The sequence below is a fragment of the Acetobacter papayae genome (assembly GCF_047721125.1).
In the GTDB taxonomy this organism is placed as follows: Bacteria; Pseudomonadota; Alphaproteobacteria; order Acetobacterales; family Acetobacteraceae; genus Acetobacter; species Acetobacter papayae.
Window position 1 is genome coordinate 1 of sequence record NZ_JBDNWF010000004.1, and the last position, 20,472, is coordinate 20,472.

Here is a 20,472-nt window from a genome sequence, read left to right on the forward strand (position 1 = left end):
TGCCGGGGCTATGAGAATGTCTTGCTTGTTGAAAATGGCCTGTATTGCCTCACGAAACCATGTGCGGAACCTGTGTGCCTGTATCACCGGCCCAGCCTGTAACAGGGCTCCGGCCAGCAGGCGGTCGCGTGTGGCCGGGTCATAGGCCTGCGGGTTGGTACGCAGGCGGGGCAGATGCAGGTTGCCGCCCTCGGCAGCGGTCATGAGAAAAGCAGCGGCCCGTGCGCGTTCCACTTCGGGCAGTTCTACTACATGCCGGGTGCCCAGATGGTTCATGATACGGGTAATGCCATGTTCAAGCTCGGGAGCAAGATTTTTGGCAAACCACCCACCTAGGCGGGCTACCCGCAGGGTGCCGGTCTGGCTGTCCGCTACTGTTTCGGCCACGCTGGGTGGAGTTTCTGAGGTCAGGGCAGAAAAGACAAGCCGCAGGTCGGCGGCATTGCGGGTAAACGGTCCGATTGTGTCAAGGCTGGCGGCAAAGGGATAAACCCCGTCGAGCGGCAGCTGTCCATAAGTGGGGCGCAGTCCCCACACGCCGCACAGAGAGGCAGGAACCCGGATGGAACCATTTGTGTCCGAACCAAGGGAGAAAGGCAGCAGACCCGCCGCTACACTGGCAGCCGAACCGCCCGAGGAGCCTCCAGCCAGTTTGGCTGGGTCATGCGGGTTGGCGGTGCGGCCGTAATGGGCGTTTTCGGTTACAAACCCGTAGGCGAATTCATCCATGTTCAGTGTTGCGACAGGAATGGCCCCGGCCCGGATCAGCCGGGTAATGACCAGCGCGTCCTGTGTGGCGGGCGGTGTATCCGCCAGCGCCATGGACCCTGCGGTGGTGGTCATGCCTTCCAGATCGAAAAGATCCTTCACCCCGAAGGGTACACCAGCCAGAGGACCGGGTGTGCCCCCGGCATCCAGATACGCGTCCTGTGCCGCCGCAGCATTCATGGCGCGTGTTGCCAGAACGTTTGTTACGGCATTCAGGCCATTGTCCCGCCGGGTGATGTCTTCCACGGTTGTTCGGATAATGTCGCTTACCCGCGCCTTTCCAGCGCGCACACTCTCTGCCAGTGTCTGCACGCCCGCTGTCATGGCACATATCCAAAAGCGGGTGCGCAATGGTCCGAAAGAGGGAAGTCTTCAATCAGATCAGAATAATGCTGGAGGATGCGCATATTTTGCACAATGCCCGGCAGGTGGTCGGTAGCGAGTTCAAGCCTTACCAGCCGGGCCAGTGCCTGCACGTCTTCCTCACTCGGGAAAGGTGCTGATGTGCTCATGAAAAGACGCCTCCTGCTATACTGCCGATCCATTCGCCCCGGCGTAAGGGGGCGTTTTTTGTGTCTGTTTACAGGTCCAGCACCAGTGTGCCCGAACGTGCTCGGCTTACGCACAGCATGATAGTGCGGCGCTGGTCATGCTCGTTTGGTGTGCGCACGCTGTCGCGGTGCAGGGGATCGCCTTCCAGCAGGCGCACTTCACACGCACCGCATAGCCCTTCCTCGCAGGAATATTCGATATCGACCCCGGCATCCGTCAGGGCTTCGAGAATGGACTGATCCTTGCCAACAGCAATGGTGGTGCCGCTGCGTGCCAGCCTGACACTGAACCCCTCATCCGCCGCTATAGGCATGGCGGCACTGTCAGCCTCAAAGCGTTCGATATGGACTGTGCTGGGGTCACGGTCCTGTGTCAGAGTCGTAAATTCGGCCAGCATCCGTGTAGGGCCGCAGCAGTAGAGGTCAGCTTGCGGTCCATGTTCGGCTATGATTGCGGCCATTGAGGTGACACGGCCACCGCATGCATGGATATGCAGCCCCGGCCTGCCGGAAAGCTGCGCATGCAGGAATGTTTCCTCCACCGAGCGGGCCCAGTAATGCAAGCAGACCGTGTGGCCACCAGCCACCAGCGCATCATGCATACACAAAAGGGCCGTAACCCCGATCCCGCCTGCCAGCAGCACGTTATCGGTTGCCCCTTCGCGCAGGCTAAAATTGTTTCTGGGCGTGCCAATTCGGATGGTATCGCCCACGCTGAGCGTATCATGCAGCCATTGCGAGGCTCCACGTCCGTCCCGCACGGCCTTGATGGCGATGGTATAGGGAGCGGATGACAGCAGGGAGTATTGTCGGCTCCGGCCATCGGGCAGGTGTACGTCGATATGGGCCCCCGGTGTTGCCGGGGGCAGGGGGGTGCCATCCTCGGCCTGCAGGGTCAGCAGGCAGATGTCCCGCCCGGCAACCTGCCGGGCGGTAATGACGGCCAGCCGGGTGGAGAGGACCGAACCTTCAGAAGACACCGTAGGTAATTCCCATGGTCTGGATCCATTTGCGGTATTTCTGCCCCAGCAGGTCGCTGCGGTGGTGCAGTTCCAGCCGCAGATCAACCGGGATACGTTCGGGGCGCTGTGTATCGACAATGCCCGCATCCTGCGCATAGACAATGTCCTGACGGCGGCGCACATCTTCAACCGTCGGTTGCGGGTTGAAGTTCATGGCGCAGCAGATACGCACGATGCTGGTCTGCTGATCGACCATCTGCGTGGTCAGGAACGTGCAGAAACGGTCATCCTCATTGCCCAGATGCTGGTCTTCGGGGTTCTGGATAACCAGACGCTTTTTGAAATACGCCACAAGCGGGCGAAAGCATTTGTAAGCGTAATAGGCAATGACCGGGATCTGACGCGGGTCGCCATAAGGCTGGGTTACGCGCACCTCGCTGGTGACCAGCCCTTCCTCTGTCAGTTCCACATCATAGGGGGCGATGGGGTCGGGGTTGTCGTAAATGCCGTTTACCCCGGCATGCACAAACGGAAAATGGCTGGGGTCCATGAAGTTTTCGACCGCGCGATACCCGGAGCGGAAGGTATAGGGGCCGCAATGCACCTTCTGGTAGCTGGCGTCGTCCCATTCGGGAAAAACGGGAATGTCCTTTTCCGGGGTGCCGGTGCTGACCCAGATAAAACCGTACCGTTCCTTGACGGGGTGGGTAATGGCTCGGGCCTTTTTCATGGGGGGCTCGTTGGGGGCTGCGGGAATAAGCACGCAACTCCCCTGATCGTTATAGCGCCAGCCATGATAGGGGCAGACAACGGTATCGCGCTCGATACACCCTTTGGACAGGCGTGCACCACGGTGGATGCACAGATCGTCCCATGCGTGCACTTCGCCCGAGGTGGAGCGCCAGAGCACCAGATCGCGTTCCATAAGGGTTACGGGCAGCAGCTTGCCCTGTTCCAGATCAGTGGAATAGGCAACAGCGTGCCAGTCGTTCAGCAGGGCGGAATCCGTGCACCCTTCCAGTTCGGACAGGATGGTTTTGACAGACATGCAATGTCTCCATGGCTAGGGGGGCGTGCCGTTTTTATATCAGTATACTGATTATTTTTGCCGTGCAAGACCATTCTGATACCAGAACAAAAACACCCAGCCGTCATGCATGGCTGAGCGGGTATCCGGGCCTGTGCGTTTTTTTGTGTTCTTTTGCCCGGTGTTGACGGCGCAAGCGGGTCTGGGGCACCAAGGGCGGGCGTTTTCGGTATCGCGCAGGGGTGATCCCGGCTGTTACAGGGGCATAAAGGACGCATGGCAAGCGCTGTTGATATTCGCCGCGCGCGTATTCTTGAACTGGTCAACCAGCGTGGATATCTGAGCAGCGAGGAACTGGCCCGTGTGCTCGATGTTACGGTGCAGACAGTCCGGCGCGATGTAAACTGCATGGATGCCCAAGGGTGGCTGACCCGGCATCATGGTGGGGCCAGTCCGCTCTCGCAGGCCGAGAATATCGATTATTCCGACCGCCAGATCCTGCACTTGCGCGAAAAGGAAGCCATAGGCCGCGAGGCCGCTCGCGCCATACCGGATGGAGCCTCGCTATTCATCAATATCGGCACCACCACCGAGGCCTTTGCCCGTAGCCTGCGTGGGCACAGGGCGCTGAGGGTCATTACCAACAATATCCATGTCGCCAGTCTTCTGGCCCCGGCTCCCGATTGTAGCCTGATTATTGCAGGCGGCAGCGTGCGCCTGCGCGATGGCGGGATTGTCGGCCCGGCGGCAGCCGCCATGATCGAGCAGTACCGGGCCGATTTCGGGGTGATCGGGATAAGCGGGATTGATGAGGACGGCACGCTGCTGGATTTCGATGCGGATGAAATCAACGCGGCCCAAGCGATCCTGCGCAATGCGCGCACGGTGTTTCTGTTGGCGGATCACACCAAGTTCCACCGCAGGCCCATGGCGCGTGTGGGGCATATTGCGCAGGTCAGCGCGTTTTATACCGACCAGCCCCCCCCGGCGGGAATCCGTACTATCCTGCAGGAGAAGAATGTGCGGTTGCACGTCGTTTCCAGCGATGGAGCGGGCCAGACTGGGTAGTTTTTTTCGTAAACGAACACGTTTGCGCGGAGTCTGGTGTGGGTTTGCGCGAAAATCTTGCTTTTTGTTTTCGTTTTCGAATAAGCTGTGGACAATTTCGTTTTGATGGAACCAGCCCGGATCATGTCACAGACTGTATCAACCAACGTCCCTTATGACCTGCTCGTTGTCGGCGGTGGGGTAAACGGCGCGGGTATCGCACGCGATGCGACCGGGCGCGGTGCCTCTGTCCTGCTGGTGGAGCAGGACGATCTGGCCAGCTATACCTCATCGGCCAGCACAAAGCTGGTGCATGGTGGCCTGCGGTATCTGGAATATTATGAATTCCGGCTGGTGCGTGAAGCGCTCATGGAGCGTGAGCGCCTGCTGAAAATTGCACCGCACATTATCTGGCCCATGCGCTTTGTGCTGCCGCATTCCAAGCTGGTGCGTCCGGCATGGATGCTCCGGGCCGGGCTGTTCCTTTACGATCATCTGGCGTCCAACATGACGCTGCCCAAGTCGCACGGAGTGGATTTCCGGGTGCATTCATCCGGCCGGGCTCTCAAGCCGGAATACACCAAGGGCTTTATCTATTCCGATGGTTGGGTGCAGGACAGCCGTCTGGTTGTGCTCAACGCCATTGACGCGGCGCAGCGCGGTGCGGATATCCGCACCCGCACCCGGCTTATTGCCGCCAGCCGTGTGGATGGCGTGTGGGAAGCCACGCTGGAAGACCGCGCCACGGGTGCGCACACCACCGTGCGGGCGCGGGCTATGGTCAACGCGGCCGGGCCGTGGGTGGCGCGGCTGCTGGCAGATACGCTCAAGGTGCCTAATTCCAAGTCTGTCCGTCTGGTCAAGGGCAGCCACATTATTGTGCCGCGTGTCTTTGAAGGCCCGCAGGCCTATATTTTCCAGAACCCGGACAAGCGTATCGTTTTTGCCATTCCCTACGAGCAGGACTTCACCCTGATCGGCACCACCGATATTCCGTGGGAGCAGGAACCGGGCAAGGTTGCTATTGCCCCGGAAGAAATCAGCTATCTGTGCGAAAGCGTGAACCGGTATTTCCGCACCACGGTTAGCGAGTCCGATGTGGTCTGGAGCTACGCGGGCCTGCGTCCTCTGTATGATGATGCCTCTGCCAATGCCTCGGCAGTTACGCGCGATTACGTGCTGGATCTGGATACGCAGGGTGGTGCACCGCTGCTGTCCATTTTTGGTGGCAAGATCACGACATACCGCAAGCTGGCCGAACACGCGCTGGAAAAGCTGGCGCCGGTTCTGCCCGCCGTGTCTGGCCAGAGCTGGACCGCGAATGAGGTTCTACCCGGTGGCGACATTGGCGAAGGTGGGTTTGGTGGCGCACTGGACCGGCTGAACCACGCGGCTCCGTGGCTGCCCGAAGGTCTTGCCTGGCGTCTGATGCGTAATTATGGCAGTCGGGCGTACGAGATTATTGGCAATGCGACATCTCTGGACGAGATGGGCTTGCTGGCGGGGAGTGATCTGGGTACACGCGAGATCGATTATCTGATAACCCATGAATGGGCCCGCACAGCAGAGGATGTTCTGTGGCGGCGTAGCAAGCTGGGCCTGCATCTGGATGAAGAAGCCAAAGCCGGAGTGGAAGCCTATATGCGGCAGAAGCTCGGGTAAAACCGGCCAGACCGCCTGAGCCCTTTCCTGAAAAACAAGAATAAAAAAGAGGAAAGACATGAACAAAACCAGATTTACCCTGCTGGGTGAATTGATCTCCGAATGGCTGGCCACGCTAATTATCGTCATGATTGGCGATTCCGCCGTGGCCATGTACGCGCTGTATGACCCCAGCCCGTACAAGCTTTCCTACTGGGGGCTAGCCATTACGTGGGGGCTTGGCGTTACCATCGCCATTTATGTGACTGGCGCTGTTTCTGGCACGCATGCCAACCCGGCAGTTACACTCGCACTAGCCTGTTACCGTGGCTTTTCATGGAAAAAAGTCGTGCCGTACTGGGCCGCCCAGATTCTGGGGGGCTTTGCCGGTGCCGCATTGGTTTATGCGCTGTATGGGCCGGTGATCGTGCATTTCGCGCAGGTGCACCAACTCGATTTTGTTCATGATGGTGCTGCTGGCGGCGTGTTCTTCACCATGCCGGGCGAGGCGATAACGCCCCTGCATGCGCTGACTGACGAGATCATTCTCACGGCGTTTCTGGTGCTCGGCATTTTCGCCATTACCTGTGAATATAATACGGTAGCTCCGCAGGCCAATTCCGGCGCGCTGATCATTGGTCTACTAGTGGCCATTATCGGGGCGGCGTCCGGCAATCTGGAAGGCTGGGCGCTTAATCCGGCGCGTGACTTCGGGCCGCGCCTGTTCTGCTATGTTGCCGGCTGGGGGGCTTCCGCCCTGCCGGGACCTCAAAACTACTGGTGGGTGCCCATTGTCGGGCCACTATGCGGCGGGCTTGTCGGTGCCACGCTGTATCAGTGCCTGCTGCGCCCATTCATGCCCGCAAAATCAGCCAGTTCCGCTTTTTCGGCTGACTGAGCGTTCGACCCGGAAGGACTATTCCACATGAGCATGCAAGACTGTGTCCTGGCCATTGATCAGGGAACGACCTCAACCCGTAGTATCGTCTTTGACCGGAATGCGCAGGAACTGGCGGCGGCACGGCAGGAATTTCCCCAGCATTATCCGAATGCCGGATGGGTGGAGCATTGCCCGGAAGATATCTGGCGCGATGTGCTGAATACGGCCCGCGAAGCCCTTGAAAAAAGCGGTGCGCGCGACCGGGTGGCGGGTATTGGCATTACCAACCAGCGCGAAACCATCGTGGTATGGGAGCGCGCTACGGGTAAACCGATCCACCGCGCCATTGTCTGGCAGGACCGCCGCACGGCCACCATCTGCCAGAAACTGCGTGAGGACGGGGCTGAAAATCTGGTACGTGAGCGCACCGGCCTGCTGCTGGACCCGTATTTTTCGGCCACCAAGCTCGCATGGATACTCGACAATGTTGAGGGCGCACGCGCTCGTGCCGAAAAGGGTGAACTAGCCTTTGGCACGATCGACTCCTTCATTCTGTGGCGGCTGACGGGTGGAAAGGTGCATGCAACAGATGCCACCAACGCCGCGCGCACATCGCTGTTCGATATTCATCGCCAGATCTGGGACGAGGAGCTTTTGCGCCTGTTCCGTATTCCTGCGGCCCTGCTGCCCGAAGTCAAGGACAGCAGCACCCTGTATGGCGAGACTGATCCGGCTCTGTTCGGGCGGGCCATTCCCATTGCCGGTATCGCGGGCGACCAGCAGGCCGCTGTGGTAGGGCAGGCGTGCTTTACGCCCGGTATGGCCAAGGCCACGTATGGCACCGGTTGCTTTGTTCTGCTCAATACGGGCGACAAGCCGGTTATCTCGAGCAACCGGATGCTGACCACCATTGCCTACCGGCTGAATGGCAAGGCCACCTACGCGCTTGAAGGTTCCATTTTTGTGGCTGGTGCGGCCATCAAATGGCTGCGTGACGGGTTGCACCTGATTACCCATGCCTCCCAGACCGACGACATGGCTACTCGCGTGCCCCATAGCCACGGTGTGTATATGGTGCCCGGTTTCGTGGGGCTGGGTGCTCCGCACTGGGACCCGGATGCCCGTGGGCTGATCTGCGGGCTGACGCTGGATGCGACAGCAGCGCATATTGCCCGTGCCGCGTTGGAATCCGTAGCGTTCCAGACCCTCGATCTGGTTACGGCCATGCAGCAGGATGGCGCTGTTGCGGCCGAGAGCATTCGCGTGGATGGCGGGATGTCGGCCAATGACTGGTACTGCCAGTTTCTGGCCGATATGCTTCAGGCCAAGGTCGAGCGTCCGCTTAATGTGGAAACCACAGCCATGGGGGCGGGTTTTCTGGCCGGTATGGCAACAGGTATCTGGGAAAACGAAGAGACTGTCGCCACGGAATGGGCCAGAGGCTCCCTGTTTGAACCCAAGATGGAACAGGGGCAGCGCCGCACCATGATTGCCGGATGGCATGAAGCGGTCAAACGCACGCTCAGCACTTATCCCGCAGGCTGAGTGTAGCCTTGCAAACCCACCCCGGCGCGTAAACTGCCGGGGTGGGTTTATTTATAAAAACCCTCAGATTATCTCGGTGTTGTTTCGGTTTTTCCTGTAGGCCGTTCTGGCGGTAAAGGTTTTACCATTAGCCGTGCCAGTGGGCTGAATATCTGCGGACACCACCCTAGTAGCAGGGCTACTGTGCAGGCGCAGAGTGATAGCAGCCCGGCCCAGAGCAGCACCCCGAACCCACTATTTTCATGCTTAATCGCGCCAGTCAGGGCGAACAGCAGCAGGGCTGTGGCCACGAGCCGGATCAGCCGTGCCCGCTGGGTGGTAAGTTCTGCCGTGCCTGTTGCGCGGCGGTGGGTGAACTGTGTCAGGGCCAGCAGGGCAAAGGCCATGAACAGGCATAGGCTAAGAGGCAGGTAGAACAGGTAGGCAGCCATTATGCGGTTTTTCCGGCAGGCTGGCGGGGTGCGGTGGTGGCGTTCTGTTTCCTGCGTGCCAGTCTGATGGCTGTCAGCAAAGCCAGCGCACTGCCCGCAAGCAATACCAGATCCATGCCGCCAACAGGCCAAAGATAGCGGTGGGAGAGTGTATGAAGCGGGTGATCTCCCGTTGTCAGCCAGTTCAGCACTGCGGCCAGCGCAGCCAGCATGCTGATGGCTGCGCTCTGGCTAACCCACATCCCGCGTGGCCAGAACCACCCGTGCAAAAAAGTGGCCAGCCAGACAAGGTAAAAGCACCAGACTTCCAGCGCGGCCCGTTCAGCCCCCAGAATGTGTGCGCCGGGTGGCAGAAGGCGGTTACTGATGAAAAAAGCCAGTGTTGCAATAATAATACCGGTAATCGAACCCGCACTCAGTCCTTCCACCAATCTGAAACCGAATGTGCCCGCCTGTCTGGCGCGGCGGGATTCCTGCCAGAACAGATAACCCGTAGCGATCATGCCGCAGCTACCAAGCCCCAGCACGAAATACAGCCAGCGCAGTACCCAGTGATGGAAATGGATGAAATGCAGGCCGCTTAGAAAGCGCTGGGCACGTATGATCGGGCGGGGCGCTGGTGGGTGCGACAGCAGTTCGCCGGTTGTGCTGCTGAAAGCCACCACATCTCTGTTCATGACAACCTGTTGTTCTGTGCTCCGAAAGAACGCGATGCGGCCGGTTGTTTTGCCGGGATTGAACACCAGAACGGTCTCGGGCCTGTCACCTACCCAGAGAGCATTGGCCTGTTTGAAAGTTTCATCTAGCGAGACGACAGGCGCACCAGGCTGTCCGGGCCTGGTGTTGAGGAACGATAGGCTATTGGCCTCGTAAAAATATCCGCGCGGGGAGGGATAAAGCGTTTTGATGCCGGTGGGGAAAAATGCAGCCCCCAGAATGGTCAGTCCCGAAAAGGTCAGGATGATATGGAATGGCAACCCCAGCACACCGGAGAGATTGTGAAGGTCCAGCAATAGCCGCCGGGACTGCTTGCGCGGACGGAAGGTAAAAAACTCCGCAAAAATCTTGCGGTGAATGATAACTCCGCTCACGCACAGAACCAGCATAGCCATGGAGGCCAGCCCCACCAGCCACTCTCCCAAATTCATCAGCTTGATGTGCAGCGTGTAATGAAAGGGAAAAATAAACCCGCTGGCTCCAAGGGTGCCTGTATCAGGCAACACATGCCCGGATACCGGGTCGATATCGTGGCTGACAGCCCCGCTTTTGCTCCGGTAATGCACGCTTGCAACCGATTGGCGATCATTGGGTAGTTCCACGTTCCAGAAAGGTGCTCGCGCCGCAATGGCCTCGTTCAGCGATGGGCGGAAACTCTCCAGAGGGAGTGCCTGCGCCGCTGGGGGCAGGCGTGTGGCGGGTTTCATCCACTGGTCTATCTCGATATCGAAAACCGAGAGTGTTCCCATCCAGAAAATGGCAAACAGAATGCAGCCCAGCACCACACCAGACCATGTGTGCAGCCAGCCCATGGCGCGGCGGAAATCGGGTTCCATGTCAGTGCCCCTGCGAGAAAAAGAAGGGCGCGATGTGTCCGGCCACGATCAGCGCGCAGAACACCACAAAAGGATTCCCGATCCTGCGTGCGCCAAAAACCCACAGGATGAGGCAGGGATACAGGAGAAAAGCCAGCATCATACTGAGTGTTGTGGCCTCTACCCGCGGTAGACCGCAGGCGATCATCAGAAAGGCGAACAGGACGAAAGATGCGGATGTAGCCCAGTATCCGCCCCCCAGAGCCAGTATGATGCGTCCGGTTGTTTTCAGCCCTGATTGCGCCATCAGAAGTCCGCCGTTACCCCGAAGCGGAACGTACGTGGCGCACTGAGAGAAAGGTAGTTGTAACCACCCGAGTTCCAGTAGCGTTCGTTGGTGACATTATCGACATTGAGCATGAAGGTCAGCTTTCCATCCTGCGAGGCAGGATTTTTCATGGAATAACGCGCGCCCATGTCCAGTCTGACCCAGCCGGGAATACGCCTGCGGTTAGAGGTGCTGTTTTCGATATATTCAAAGGCCGTGTACATGACATCCGTGGTCACAGCGAGGTTTTTCACAAACGGGATATCGTAATCCAGCCCCATGTTGAAGTTAACCGGTGCGGTATTGGGGGCACGCTGGCCATCATAAGCGCCTCCTTGGGTTTTCTTCATGCGGGCGTCAATCAGCATGACACCGCCCGTGGCCCGTAATCCGTGAACGATTTCGCCCGCAATATTGAGTTCCAGCCCCCGGTTGCGTTGCTCACCATTTTCAGACTGGATATTGGTTTTGACATCATAGGTGAGGCTGGGCTGGGTGATCTGGAAGACATCAAAGCTGACAATGAATTTTTTCAGGTCTGCTTTTATGCCTACTTCATACTGCGTGGATTTGTAGGGTGCGAAAACCTGCCCCGCATTGGCATAGTTGGAAGCAACAGTGCCACCTTGCTGAAGCCCCTGAATCCAGTTGCCATAAATGGAAACATTCTTAAGCGGCTTGAATACGGCTAGAACGGCGGGGCTGATGGCGGTTTGATCGTAGCTGCTGGTTTTGACGCCAACATGATCTGATCCGTAGTTGGAGCTTTCCACGCGCTGCACGCGCAGGCCGCCCGTTACCTGTATGCGCTTGTCTAGTGCGGAAATCGTGTCTGCAAAAGCGAGGCTTTCCAGAGTGACCGTGCTGGCAATGGGGGCCGAGGCCGGAATGGCAATATTGCCGCCCGAATAATAGGTGCCCAGACCGGAATAGATGTTGATCTTGTCGGGTGAGACCGCGTTGTTGTTGGCGAACTGTCGCCCCAGCATGTAATCAAGCCGGTTGGCGGAAAACGCGAGTTCCTGCGTAATCGGGCCACTGTCGATCTTGCCGCGCACCCCGACTTCAGCATTGAGGTAGCGCCCATGCTGGGCAATGCCGACAGGGGTGGAGGCTGTCGCATTGCCTTGTGAATCATTGATGATCATCTGCTGGTAGTAAGCGCCTTTGACCTGATAGTCATGAACGCCCACGGTGCCGTATGCCGTAAAATTACGGAAAAGATCGACCTCACTGCGGAAAACGCCAAAGAAATCCTGCGCGTTCAGGTAGCTCCATGGCAGGTTGAAGTTTCTTTTCACCCGCCCCGCATCTGGCACGGCAATGCCGGTTGCTAGATCATAATACGGCAGAACACCGTTGATATCGCGCACCTGATAGCCAAAATCGGTGGAAAAGCGCACATGATGCAGGCGCAAGTCTATGCCTGAGGCGACCAGAGCGGTTTTCATGTCGTTGTAATCAATAGGGCTAGAGCCGGAGCGGATCATGCCGTTCAGCCGCACGCCAAGCTGTTTCTCCTTGCCAAAGCGCCTGCCCAGATCGGCATGGCCACCAAACTGCGTGTTGGATGTGTAATCCGCTTCGATTTTGGTGATAGGCTTGTCATGTGCGCGTTTGGGAATGATGTTGACCACACCACCAACACTGCCGCCGGGTGTCATGCCGTTCAGCAGGGCGGCGGGGCCACGCAGCACTTCAACCCGCTCGGCCAGTTCGGATGTAATGCCGTTAAAAGGCAACATGCCGTAAATGCCGCCCAGAGCCATATCCTGGTTGTCGATATTGAAACCGCGGATCTGTATACGTTCGACCCCGGCGGTGCCGGTAGCAAAGCCTGCGCGCACGGAAGGGTCGTCCTTCAGGGCATCGCGTATAGTCCTGATCTGGCGTTTTTCTATAAAGTCTTCAGTATAGATGGTGGTATTAAACGGTGTGTCCATGACATCGCGGTTGCCGAATATGCCAAGCTGCCCGCCGCGTGCGTTCTGCCCGCCGGGCAGGGCGGCGGGCAGATTGCCGATCATGGCGGAGGAGGGTAGTTCCGAACCTGCAACACGCACGGGGCCAAGCATGATGCTGGTGGCTGCATTCTGGATAACAATCGTATCCCGGCCCGCATAACGATAGGAAAGACCCGATCGGGAAAGCAGTTTTTGCAAGGCCTCCTGCGCGGACATGGAGCCAGTAACCGGCGCGGATGTCTTGCCTGCCAGCAGGGCCGGATCATAGGTGATCTGAATACCGGTTTGCTTGCCATAAGCCGCCAGAGCCTGCCCTAATGGCTGGGAGGGGATGTCATACGCATGGGCTGCTGTTTGTGCAGCTTGCACAACGGAGGCGTCTGCCGCTCGGGCGGGCAGTGTATTCAGGCTGGTCAGGGCAAAAAGCAGGCCGGCTGGAATGGCCAGAATAACCGGGCGGTTGAGCCATGCCTGACGCAGGCCGGGTTTTCTTGGGTGGCTCATGATGCGGGGTGCAAGTTCAGGTTCCATATGTGTCGCCTTGTCAAACTATGAGAATGAATCGCATTTGAAATAGGGACGGGAAGCTGAGGCCTTTTTATAGGGTGGGTTGTCAAATTATTTTCATAAAGCAGGATGAGTCAGAAAACCGGGAGGGTATGGCGCCTGAAGCGGTCAGGGTTTACGGGGGTGAGGGGCAGCGGTTGCAATCAGCATATGATCCGCTACTTCGCGCACACGCCCACCGGATGGCACAACCGCCGCCCTGATGGCGGCGGGGATGTTGCCCAGATCATACACCCCCCCAACATGCCGAGAGAGAAGGGCCGGGTTCCAGCTTACGATATAGCCGGAATAATAGCGCCTGAGTGTGTTGGTTACATGCCCGACCGTATCGTTGCTGACAACGAGCATGCCAGTCTGCCATGAACCAATGGTGTCCGGCACAACGGTTTCGCGCGTCATGCCGCCGGTTGCGCGGTCCACCCGGATTTCTTCTCCCGCTCCCAGCACGAGTTCCTGCCCCTGTGGGGTATTGGATACGCCCACAAGACCTTCCTGCACGCTGATCCGCACTTCTGTTGAATCCAGCCCGATATCAAAGCGTGTGCCGATATCACGTGCCTGCGTGGCTCCGGCCGTAACGCGGAAAGGCCGCTCCGCATTATGCCGAACCTGAAAAAAAGCCTCACCGGCCAGCAGGGTAATGTCACGTGCCTGAGGGCGATAATGCACGGCTATGGCCGAGCGTGCGCCGAGCGTGACGATGCTGCCATCCGCGAGGGTGATGGTCTGGTTTTTGCCGGTTGAAGTCCTGTAGTCGGCCTGCAGGGCAATACGGATATCGGGCAGGACAAGTGCTCCCGCCGCACAGAATGCGACGCTGAGAGCGCAGGCCACGGCTGTCCGCCGCACGGTAGCCGGCGAGGGAGCGCGTGCAAAAGCAGCAGACATGCCAGCGAAAAGGGCAGGCTTGTTATGTGTCTTGGCTGAACTGGGGTGAGGGAACAGAACCGGTTCGATAGCACCGGACAGCCGCCAGACATGCAGTGCGCGCGCCCAGGCATGGGCATGCGCGGGGGAGCGGCCAAACCAGACAGAAAACTCCCTACGCAGGGCCGGATCATGCGGGTTTTCCGTCAGGTGGATGATCCACAGACTGGCTTCGCTACCCAGTGGGTCGTGCGAAGTGGAAGGGTTATCTGTCATAGGCACGGCATGACACTCCACGCTCCATCAACCGGGCAGCAGACCAAAAGCGGTCTTATGAAAGAGAGGGGGCGTGCGTGCATTTTTAAAGGCAGTCAGTTCAGTTTCTAGGTGCGGCTTGGTCAAGAGCCGCCTGACAGGCTGTCATGGCTTCTGTCACCAGTTGTGCGGCCCGCGCGGTTGAAATATCCAGTGCCACGGCAATTTCGCGCAGTTTACAGCCGCCGAAGCGCTTCATTTCAAAAGCAAGGCGCACGCGTTCAGGCAGGGTGGCCAGCGCGGTTTCGATAATTGCTAGCTCCTCACAGTTACTCAGATAGGTTTCGGGTGAACGCGGGTCGCTCAGCAGGTTCTGAATGGCGCTATCCGCTATGTCGGTTTCATTGCGGACACGGCCAAAGCGCAGGAAATCGATGGCCAGCCTGCGGATAACCTGCAGCAGATAAGGCACTGGGCTTTGTATTTCTGTGCCTTTTCCATGCACCAGCGAAGCCTTGATAAAGGCATCCTGCACGATGTCCTCAGCCCGGGCACGGCAGCCGACAATGCTTGCCGCCACGTCTACAAAATGCAGGCGATGGCTGAGATAGACGTTCAGAATGGGTTCTGAATCCTTCACCGTGCTCAAGGTCCTGCCGTGGGTAAGGGGTCAAAAAAACATGCCAGACCGGGCTGTGCGGGCTCGCGTGCTTTTGGTGTATTGCGACAGGTTCTTAACCGCAACTTCTATTCGTTCTGCATTGGCCAGAACGCCACAGTGCCAGCACTTTCAGCCCTCTAATGCGGTCAGAGCATAAAAAAATGCAGGGATGGCTATAAAAATGCCTCCCTCGTTCGTCCCTTATATTAAGGGCAGTTTTATGCTGCTTCGAGGCCGCTTTTGTGGTGCTGCGAATCGTTGGCTGGAAAGGGGCGGACAAGCTGCCTCGGTTCAGTCAGTCATGATGCTGAGCGTGCTGCGACCGCTGGCACCGGGTGTGATCTCGACTTTGACGGGAATACGTTCCTTCAGTTCCTCGACATGGCTGATCACCCCAACCCGGCGGCCTTGTGCGTGCAGATGCTCCAGCACGGCAATGGCCTGCCCTAGGCTGGCGGAGTCCAGTGAGCCGAAGCCTTCATCTATGAACAGGCTTTCAATCCGCACACCATGCCCGCATGACATTTCCGACAGACCCAGTGCCAGCGACAGGCTGACCAGAAAGCGCTCGCCGCCAGAAAGATTGTGCAGGCCACGGGTCTGGCCCGCCATGTCGTTGTCTACCACCTCGATCAGCATTGCGCTGTCCGCCGTTTCACCCCCGGCGCGCTGGAGCGTGTAGCGGGGTTTGAGGTCAGCCAGCTTTTCGTTGGCAAAGCCCAGCAGGCGGTCAAGGGTCAGGTTCTGGGCAAAACCGCGCAGGATCTTGCCTTTGGCATCGCCCAGAAGATCGTTGAGGTCTTCCCAGACCTTGCCTTGCTGTTGGGCCTGTTCCAGATCAGCATGCAGTTTTTCTGTCTGGCTGCGGGCCTCATCATCCTGCCGCAGGCGAAACAGGATGTCCTGCACAGTCGTTTTTGCCTGTTCTGTCTCGGCTGTCGCAAGCTTTATCGCCTGCTCAAGCGACGTCCCTTCCGGCGTGGGGTCGGTCGGGCGCGTGGTATCGTGCTGGTTCAATAGGTGCTGATGGGTGGCAACAGTTGCCTGCGTCGTGGCTATGGCTGTTTCCAGCGCGCGTAGGGCGTCGGCTTCAATTGCCAGAGCCGTTGCGCCAAGGTTGTTGGCACGTTCCACATCCGCGATACTCAGTGAGGCCTCTGCTAGACGTTCATCAAGGTGGCACTGGCTCTCTGTGTATTTTTCTTGCGTGGTTACAACCGCGTGTTCACAATCCTGCTTCTGTGTGCTGGCTTTTGCGGCGAATAGGTTTGCATTTTCATGCGCATTGCGGGCGATTTTTTCCTGTGTGCTGGCTGTCTGTATGGTGGTAGCCAGCGTGGTTTCAACGGCCTGCACGGATTGCCCGTCCAGCAGGGTTGCACGCTCCTGCTCAAGGTCTGAACACTGTGTTTCAGCCAGGTTCAGGGCCTGTTGTGCGGCTTCTAGCTGCTGCTGTGCGGTTTTGTCGGCCTGTCTGGCCTCAGCCGCCCGCGCGCTTAGTTCGGGCAAGGCGGTCTCGTTTGCACGCAAGCGGGTGTTTTTATCCCGCCACTCGGCTGTTTTGTGCGCCAGCCACTGGCCGGGGTTGGGCTGGTTTTGCCAGTCCGGTCCAATTCTATCCAGCCGGTTTGCCAGAAAGCGGGTCAGTTCTTCCTGTTTGTGTGTGGCGGCTGTCAGGTCGCTTTGCGTGGTGCTGTGGGCAGTCTGGGCCATGCGTAGGCGTTCAGCGGCGTTGTCTGAGAGCCTGCGCTGTTCCTCATAGCTGATACGGGCCTGCCGTTCGGCTTTGTCTGCCTCTTCCGCCTTTTCCTGTGCTCGGGCCATGGCCGTTTTTTGCTGGGTCAGGCTGTCCAGTCGGATGTGGAGGCGGCGGGCCAGTGCCTCGGTATCGGGGTCTGGTGTTTCACCCTGTGTATGTAGGGCCTGATGCAGGGTGGTAGTGGCCTGTGCGCAGTGAGTTTCGTATTCACTCAGTTTTTGCTTGAGGCTTTTTTGTTGCTGCTCCAGCCGGGCAAGTGGCAGTTGGGCGGCCTTATCGGCTGCTGTCAGGTCGGTCAGTGTTTGTTCGGTGGTGCGCAGAGCCTGCTCGGCGGCTGTGGCCTCCGCACGCGCCTGTTCCACGGCCTCATCCAACACGGTTGTGAGAGAGGCAAGGCGATGTTCCGTAGCTCCGCAGACAGGGCAGGGCTCCCCCGGTGTCAGTGCCTCGCGCAGCAGGCGTGCCGTGCCATCTGTCGCGGCGGAAAGCCGTGTGGCTGCCTTACGTTTTTCTTCTGCCCGGAGCCGTTGTTCAGGCAAAGCCTGTTCGGCATTTTCTTTGGCTTTCTGGCGTGTTTGTTGTTCCTGCGTCAGGCGGGCAAGGTCAGCAAGAATGTTCTTATATTCCTGCCTGCTCTGGTGGAGTAACGAGAGGTCTTTTTGTAATGATGCATTATCCTGCTCTATTTTTGATAATGCGTTATATTCCGCCTGCAGTGCGTCACTTTGCTGCGTGGTGGGGGCGCACTCTCTTGCCGCGTGCAGGACTTGGGTGGCCTGCTGCAGAGAGGTTTGAGCGGCTGTGCAGTCCTGTTGGGCGGTCTTCATGGCCGCCTGCGCAAGGTCCAGTTCTTTTTCCTGTGTTGCCAGAGTGTGTTGCAGGGGCAGGATGCCCTGTTCCAACTCATGGCGGGCGGTCAGCCTGTCGGTAATATCGTGCTCATCATGCGTGAGCCGTTCAAGGGGCTGATGTTCATTCAGCCATGCTTGCAAATCAGCTTTCAGGTTCGTGGCGTTGGTGAGTGCTGCTGTGGCCTGTTCGGCCTGCTGGTGTGTGTCTCTGCTTTCAGCTTCGCAGGCAGTATGTTTTTCGCGTGCTGTGGTGTTAGCTTGTCTGGCGGTTGCCAGTGCCTGATCGACCGCGCGGGCGGCTGCCAGTTGGGGAGCCGCTTCTGTCTGCCGTTGCTGGGCCTGTGTCAGGTGGTTTTCGGCCTCGGTTAGCGTTTGCCGGGCGGCCTGCACAGTGTTGCGGGCAGCTTGTTCCGCTATGCGGGCCTGTTCGGCGGCTGTTTTGGCCTCTTCGTGTGTCTGTTTCGCGGCAAGGCTATTCCGCCAGATTTCGGCCAGAGCTAAGGCTTGCTGGTTACGGGCCAGAGCATCGCGGCGGGGGGCGGCATTGTCCTGCTCGATTTTGGCGGCGGTCAGGGTCTTGTGGGCTTCTTCCAGCCGTGTGGCGTGCAGGATACGGTTTGTGTGCCACTCTTGCTGGGTTTGCAGGTTTTTCAGATGGACTTCACTAGTAGTGAGGCTGTCTTGCGCGGTTTTATGGTGTGCCTCCAACTCCGCACGGGCCGTGGGGGCGAGGCAGCTTTTTGCCGCGATCTGCTGCTCTATGGCCTGATAGGCTTTTTTGACAGCACTCGCTTTTTCAAAAGCAAGCTGGCCAATACGGGTGTAGAGGGCCGTGCCGGTCAGCTTTTCGAGCAACAGGGCGCGCTCATCGCCCGGCGCCTTGATAAAAGCCTCGAACTCTCCTTGCGCCAGCACTACGGCGCGGCCGAACTGCTGTGCGTTCAGCCCGATCTGGTTGAGAATATACTCTTTGATTTCCTTCTTTTTGTCTGGCAGCGCCGGATGCGCGTCCAGACAGGTCAGCTCCATTTTGGAAGCCTGAAGGGCACCATCGGGGCGCTTGCGTGCGCGTTGCACGCTCCACTGACTGCGGTAGCTGTGCCCATCACGGCCTACGAATTCAAGTGCGGCATAGCCATCGCCCGTGCCATGGCGCAGGATACCGCGCGGGTCGCTGGGTGACAGGCCATCCTGTGTGCTTTCACCGCTACGGGGGGCGCTATCAAGGCGGGGCAGGCTGTCGAACAATGCCAGACACATGGCGTCCAGCAGGGTGGATTTACCCGCACCCGTTGGCCCGGTTATGGCGAAAATACCTGCATTGGCCAGTGGCCCTTCACGAAAATCGAGCGAGAATTCTCCGGCAAGGCTGGCAAGGTTCTTGCCATGGATGGACAGGATCCGCATCAGTTGTTCCCATCCATCTGGCCGCTATCATCCTCGCGCGAGGCGGCCAGAGCCAGCTCGGCAAAGGCGCGGCTCAAGGCATCGCTCGGTGGTTTGTGGTGTTTGTGCTGATGCAGGGCGATAAAGACATCTTTCGCCTGCAGGTCGGCCAGATCCCGGCCGCGCTCACTCGGGGCGGCGTTCTGCCCACTTTGGGGTGCAACGCGACGGATGCGCGTCAGGCGCACGGGCTTGTCTTCCAAAGCCGCCAGAATACGGGCCTGCAGGTGTGGCTCAGGGCCATCGACCAGAATGGCGATTTCAATAAAAGGCCGCAGTCTGCGGGGCAGGTCTGGCAGATCAAGTGCTTGTATAGCCTTTACGGCGTCCTCAAGCGGGAGCGCGCCTCGCTCGGGAATACGCAGGAAAGCCACCGGGCGTGGAATGGGCAGGATATCCAGTATGGTGCCTGTCGGCTGCAGGATGGCCAGCGTTACGGAGTGGCGATAGGTGCGTTCCGTGGCGGAAAGCGGGAAAGGGGAGCCTGCGTAGCGAATGGGCATGGCGGCGTTGAGCGTTTGGGGGCGGTGCAAGTGGCCAAGGGCGACATAAGCGGCGCGGGGGTCGAACAGGTCGGTGGCAGCGGCTTCCTCCCCCCCGATAACAAGGCGGCGCTCGGAGAGTTCGGAAACCTCGCCCCCTGCTACGTGCAGGTGGCCGCTCAGCACCATAGGCAGGCCATGCGCTTTTTGCGCTAGTGCCGTTATGATCCGGGCATACAACCCGGCAAGCCCATCGGCCTCAAGGTCAGAAGGGCGGCAGAAGGGAACAGCAGCCAGCCATGCAGCAGTCATGCCATCAGCGTTTTTCAGGGGGATACAGATACGCTCCATATCTGGCGTGCGTTCATGGCGGGGTAGCCCCCCGATGAAATGCACATCTGTATCGACCAGTGCACCCGGCAGGTCGATCCGCAACGCGCTATCATGATTGCCGCCGATGATAATGATCTGTAGCCGCGGCAGGCGCTGGCGGATTTGGGCTATAAACCGGTAGAGCCGTTGCTGTGCGGGCACGGATGGATTGGCCACATCGTAGATATCCCCCGTAACCAGCAGGGCATCGGCCTGTGTCTGTTCCAGCGTGTCTGACAGCCATGCCAGAAAAGTATCATGCTCGGCCTCGCGCGTGTGGCCGAACAGTTCATGGCCCAGATGCCAGTCCGATGTATGCAGCAGCCGGACCGGCTTTACGGGCGCGCCGGGGGGGGCAGGCGTTATCATGGGGCGAGGGTGCTGTGGAGCGTGAGGGAAAAAGCCATGTTTCATTATGGAACAGGCAAATTAGGAAAGACAACACCCAGTCTGGCATGGCCATGCGTTGGAATATTCCCCCTTTAATGCGTTGCATGATGCCCGATTGCGGAGCATGTCTGTTTCCCTGATGGAAC

The 20,472-nt window shown here is 58.7% G+C and carries 16 protein-coding genes; 4 read left to right on the forward strand and 12 right to left on the reverse strand.

What is annotated here, in order from left to right; all coding sequences use genetic code 11:
- The 4 genes from ABF757_RS02290 to ABF757_RS02305 all read right to left on the reverse strand — a co-directional run.
- A partial coding sequence (locus ABF757_RS02290; protein WP_415480761.1) for an AtzE family amidohydrolase occupies positions 1-1,092 on the reverse strand: 1,092 nt, incomplete at its 3' end.
- Positions 1,089-1,280 (reverse strand): DUF4089 domain-containing protein, encoded by a 192-nt coding sequence (locus ABF757_RS02295; RefSeq protein WP_415480762.1) that lies wholly within the window; start codon positions 1,278-1,280, stop codon positions 1,089-1,091. The genes ABF757_RS02290 and ABF757_RS02295, both read right to left, overlap by 4 nt.
- Before the next feature lie 68 nt (positions 1,281-1,348).
- Complete coding sequence (locus ABF757_RS02300) at positions 1,349-2,299, reverse strand: PDR/VanB family oxidoreductase (protein ID WP_415480763.1); 951 nt, start codon at positions 2,297-2,299, stop codon at positions 1,349-1,351.
- Positions 2,289-3,329, reverse strand: coding sequence for a Rieske 2Fe-2S domain-containing protein (locus ABF757_RS02305; RefSeq protein WP_415480764.1), 1,041 nt, complete (start codon positions 3,327-3,329; stop codon positions 2,289-2,291). The genes ABF757_RS02300 and ABF757_RS02305 overlap by 11 nt, the downstream gene beginning before the upstream one ends.
- A 255-nt stretch (positions 3,330-3,584) precedes the next feature.
- On the opposite strand from ABF757_RS02305, the gene ABF757_RS02310 reads away from it, so the two are divergent.
- The 4 genes from ABF757_RS02310 (at position 3,585) to glpK (ending at position 8,421) form a co-directional block, all read left to right on the forward strand.
- The gene (locus ABF757_RS02310) at positions 3,585-4,376 is read left to right on the forward strand and encodes a DeoR/GlpR family DNA-binding transcription regulator (RefSeq protein ID WP_415480765.1); all 792 of its coding nucleotides are present in this window, start codon (positions 3,585-3,587) and stop codon (positions 4,374-4,376) included.
- A 105-nt stretch (positions 4,377-4,481) separates the two neighbouring features.
- Positions 4,482-6,017 carry a glycerol-3-phosphate dehydrogenase gene (glpD, locus tag ABF757_RS02315; RefSeq protein ID WP_081773499.1) on the forward strand — a complete coding sequence of 512 codons (1,536 nt, stop codon included), beginning with the start codon at positions 4,482-4,484 and terminating at the stop codon, positions 6,015-6,017.
- 58 nt (positions 6,018-6,075) lie between these two features.
- Entirely contained in the window at positions 6,076-6,894 is an 819-nt protein-coding gene (locus ABF757_RS02320) for an MIP/aquaporin family protein (RefSeq protein WP_415480766.1), read from the forward strand.
- Positions 6,895-6,921: 27 nt separating this feature from the next.
- Positions 6,922-8,421, forward strand: a complete 1,500-nt coding sequence (gene glpK, locus ABF757_RS02325) for a glycerol kinase GlpK (RefSeq protein ID WP_025860465.1) — start codon at positions 6,922-6,924, stop codon at positions 8,419-8,421.
- A 68-nt stretch (positions 8,422-8,489) separates the two neighbouring features.
- On the opposite strand, the gene ABF757_RS02330 is transcribed toward glpK, so the two are convergent.
- The 8 genes from ABF757_RS02330 to ABF757_RS02365 all read right to left on the reverse strand — a co-directional run bounded on the left by ABF757_RS02330 (position 8,490) and on the right by ABF757_RS02365 (position 20,305).
- Positions 8,490-8,852 carry a DUF3325 domain-containing protein gene (locus ABF757_RS02330; RefSeq protein ID WP_415480767.1) on the reverse strand — a complete coding sequence of 121 codons (363 nt, stop codon included), beginning with the start codon at positions 8,850-8,852 and terminating at the stop codon, positions 8,490-8,492.
- Positions 8,852-10,405, reverse strand: coding sequence for a PepSY-associated TM helix domain-containing protein (locus ABF757_RS02335; RefSeq protein ID WP_415480768.1), 1,554 nt, complete (start codon positions 10,403-10,405; stop codon positions 8,852-8,854). Before ABF757_RS02335 ends, ABF757_RS02330 begins: the two co-directional genes overlap by 1 nt.
- A gap of 1 nt (position 10,406) precedes the next feature.
- Positions 10,407-10,691, reverse strand: coding sequence for a hypothetical protein (locus tag ABF757_RS02340; RefSeq protein WP_415480769.1), 285 nt, complete (start codon positions 10,689-10,691; stop codon positions 10,407-10,409).
- Positions 10,691-13,207, reverse strand: a complete 2,517-nt coding sequence (locus tag ABF757_RS02345) for a TonB-dependent siderophore receptor (RefSeq protein WP_415480770.1) — start codon at positions 13,205-13,207, stop codon at positions 10,691-10,693. The genes ABF757_RS02340 and ABF757_RS02345 overlap by 1 nt, the downstream gene beginning before the upstream one ends.
- Positions 13,208-13,351: 144 nt before the next feature.
- Positions 13,352-14,386: a FecR family protein gene (locus ABF757_RS02350; protein ID WP_415480833.1), complete on the reverse strand. Its 1,035-nt coding sequence runs from the start codon at positions 14,384-14,386 to the stop codon at positions 13,352-13,354.
- A gap of 100 nt (positions 14,387-14,486) precedes the next feature.
- Complete coding sequence (locus tag ABF757_RS02355; protein WP_415480771.1) at positions 14,487-15,005, reverse strand: sigma-70 family RNA polymerase sigma factor; 519 nt, start codon at positions 15,003-15,005, stop codon at positions 14,487-14,489.
- Positions 15,006-15,317: 312 nt separating this feature from the next.
- On the reverse strand, positions 15,318-19,043 hold the full coding sequence (locus ABF757_RS02360; RefSeq protein ID WP_415480772.1) for an AAA family ATPase: 3,726 nt from the start codon (positions 19,041-19,043) through the stop codon (positions 15,318-15,320).
- Complete coding sequence (locus ABF757_RS02365; RefSeq protein ID WP_415480773.1) at positions 19,043-20,305, reverse strand: exonuclease SbcCD subunit D C-terminal domain-containing protein; 1,263 nt, start codon at positions 20,303-20,305, stop codon at positions 19,043-19,045. Before ABF757_RS02365 ends, ABF757_RS02360 begins: the two co-directional genes overlap by 1 nt.
- Positions 20,306-20,472: the final 167 nt, after the last annotated feature.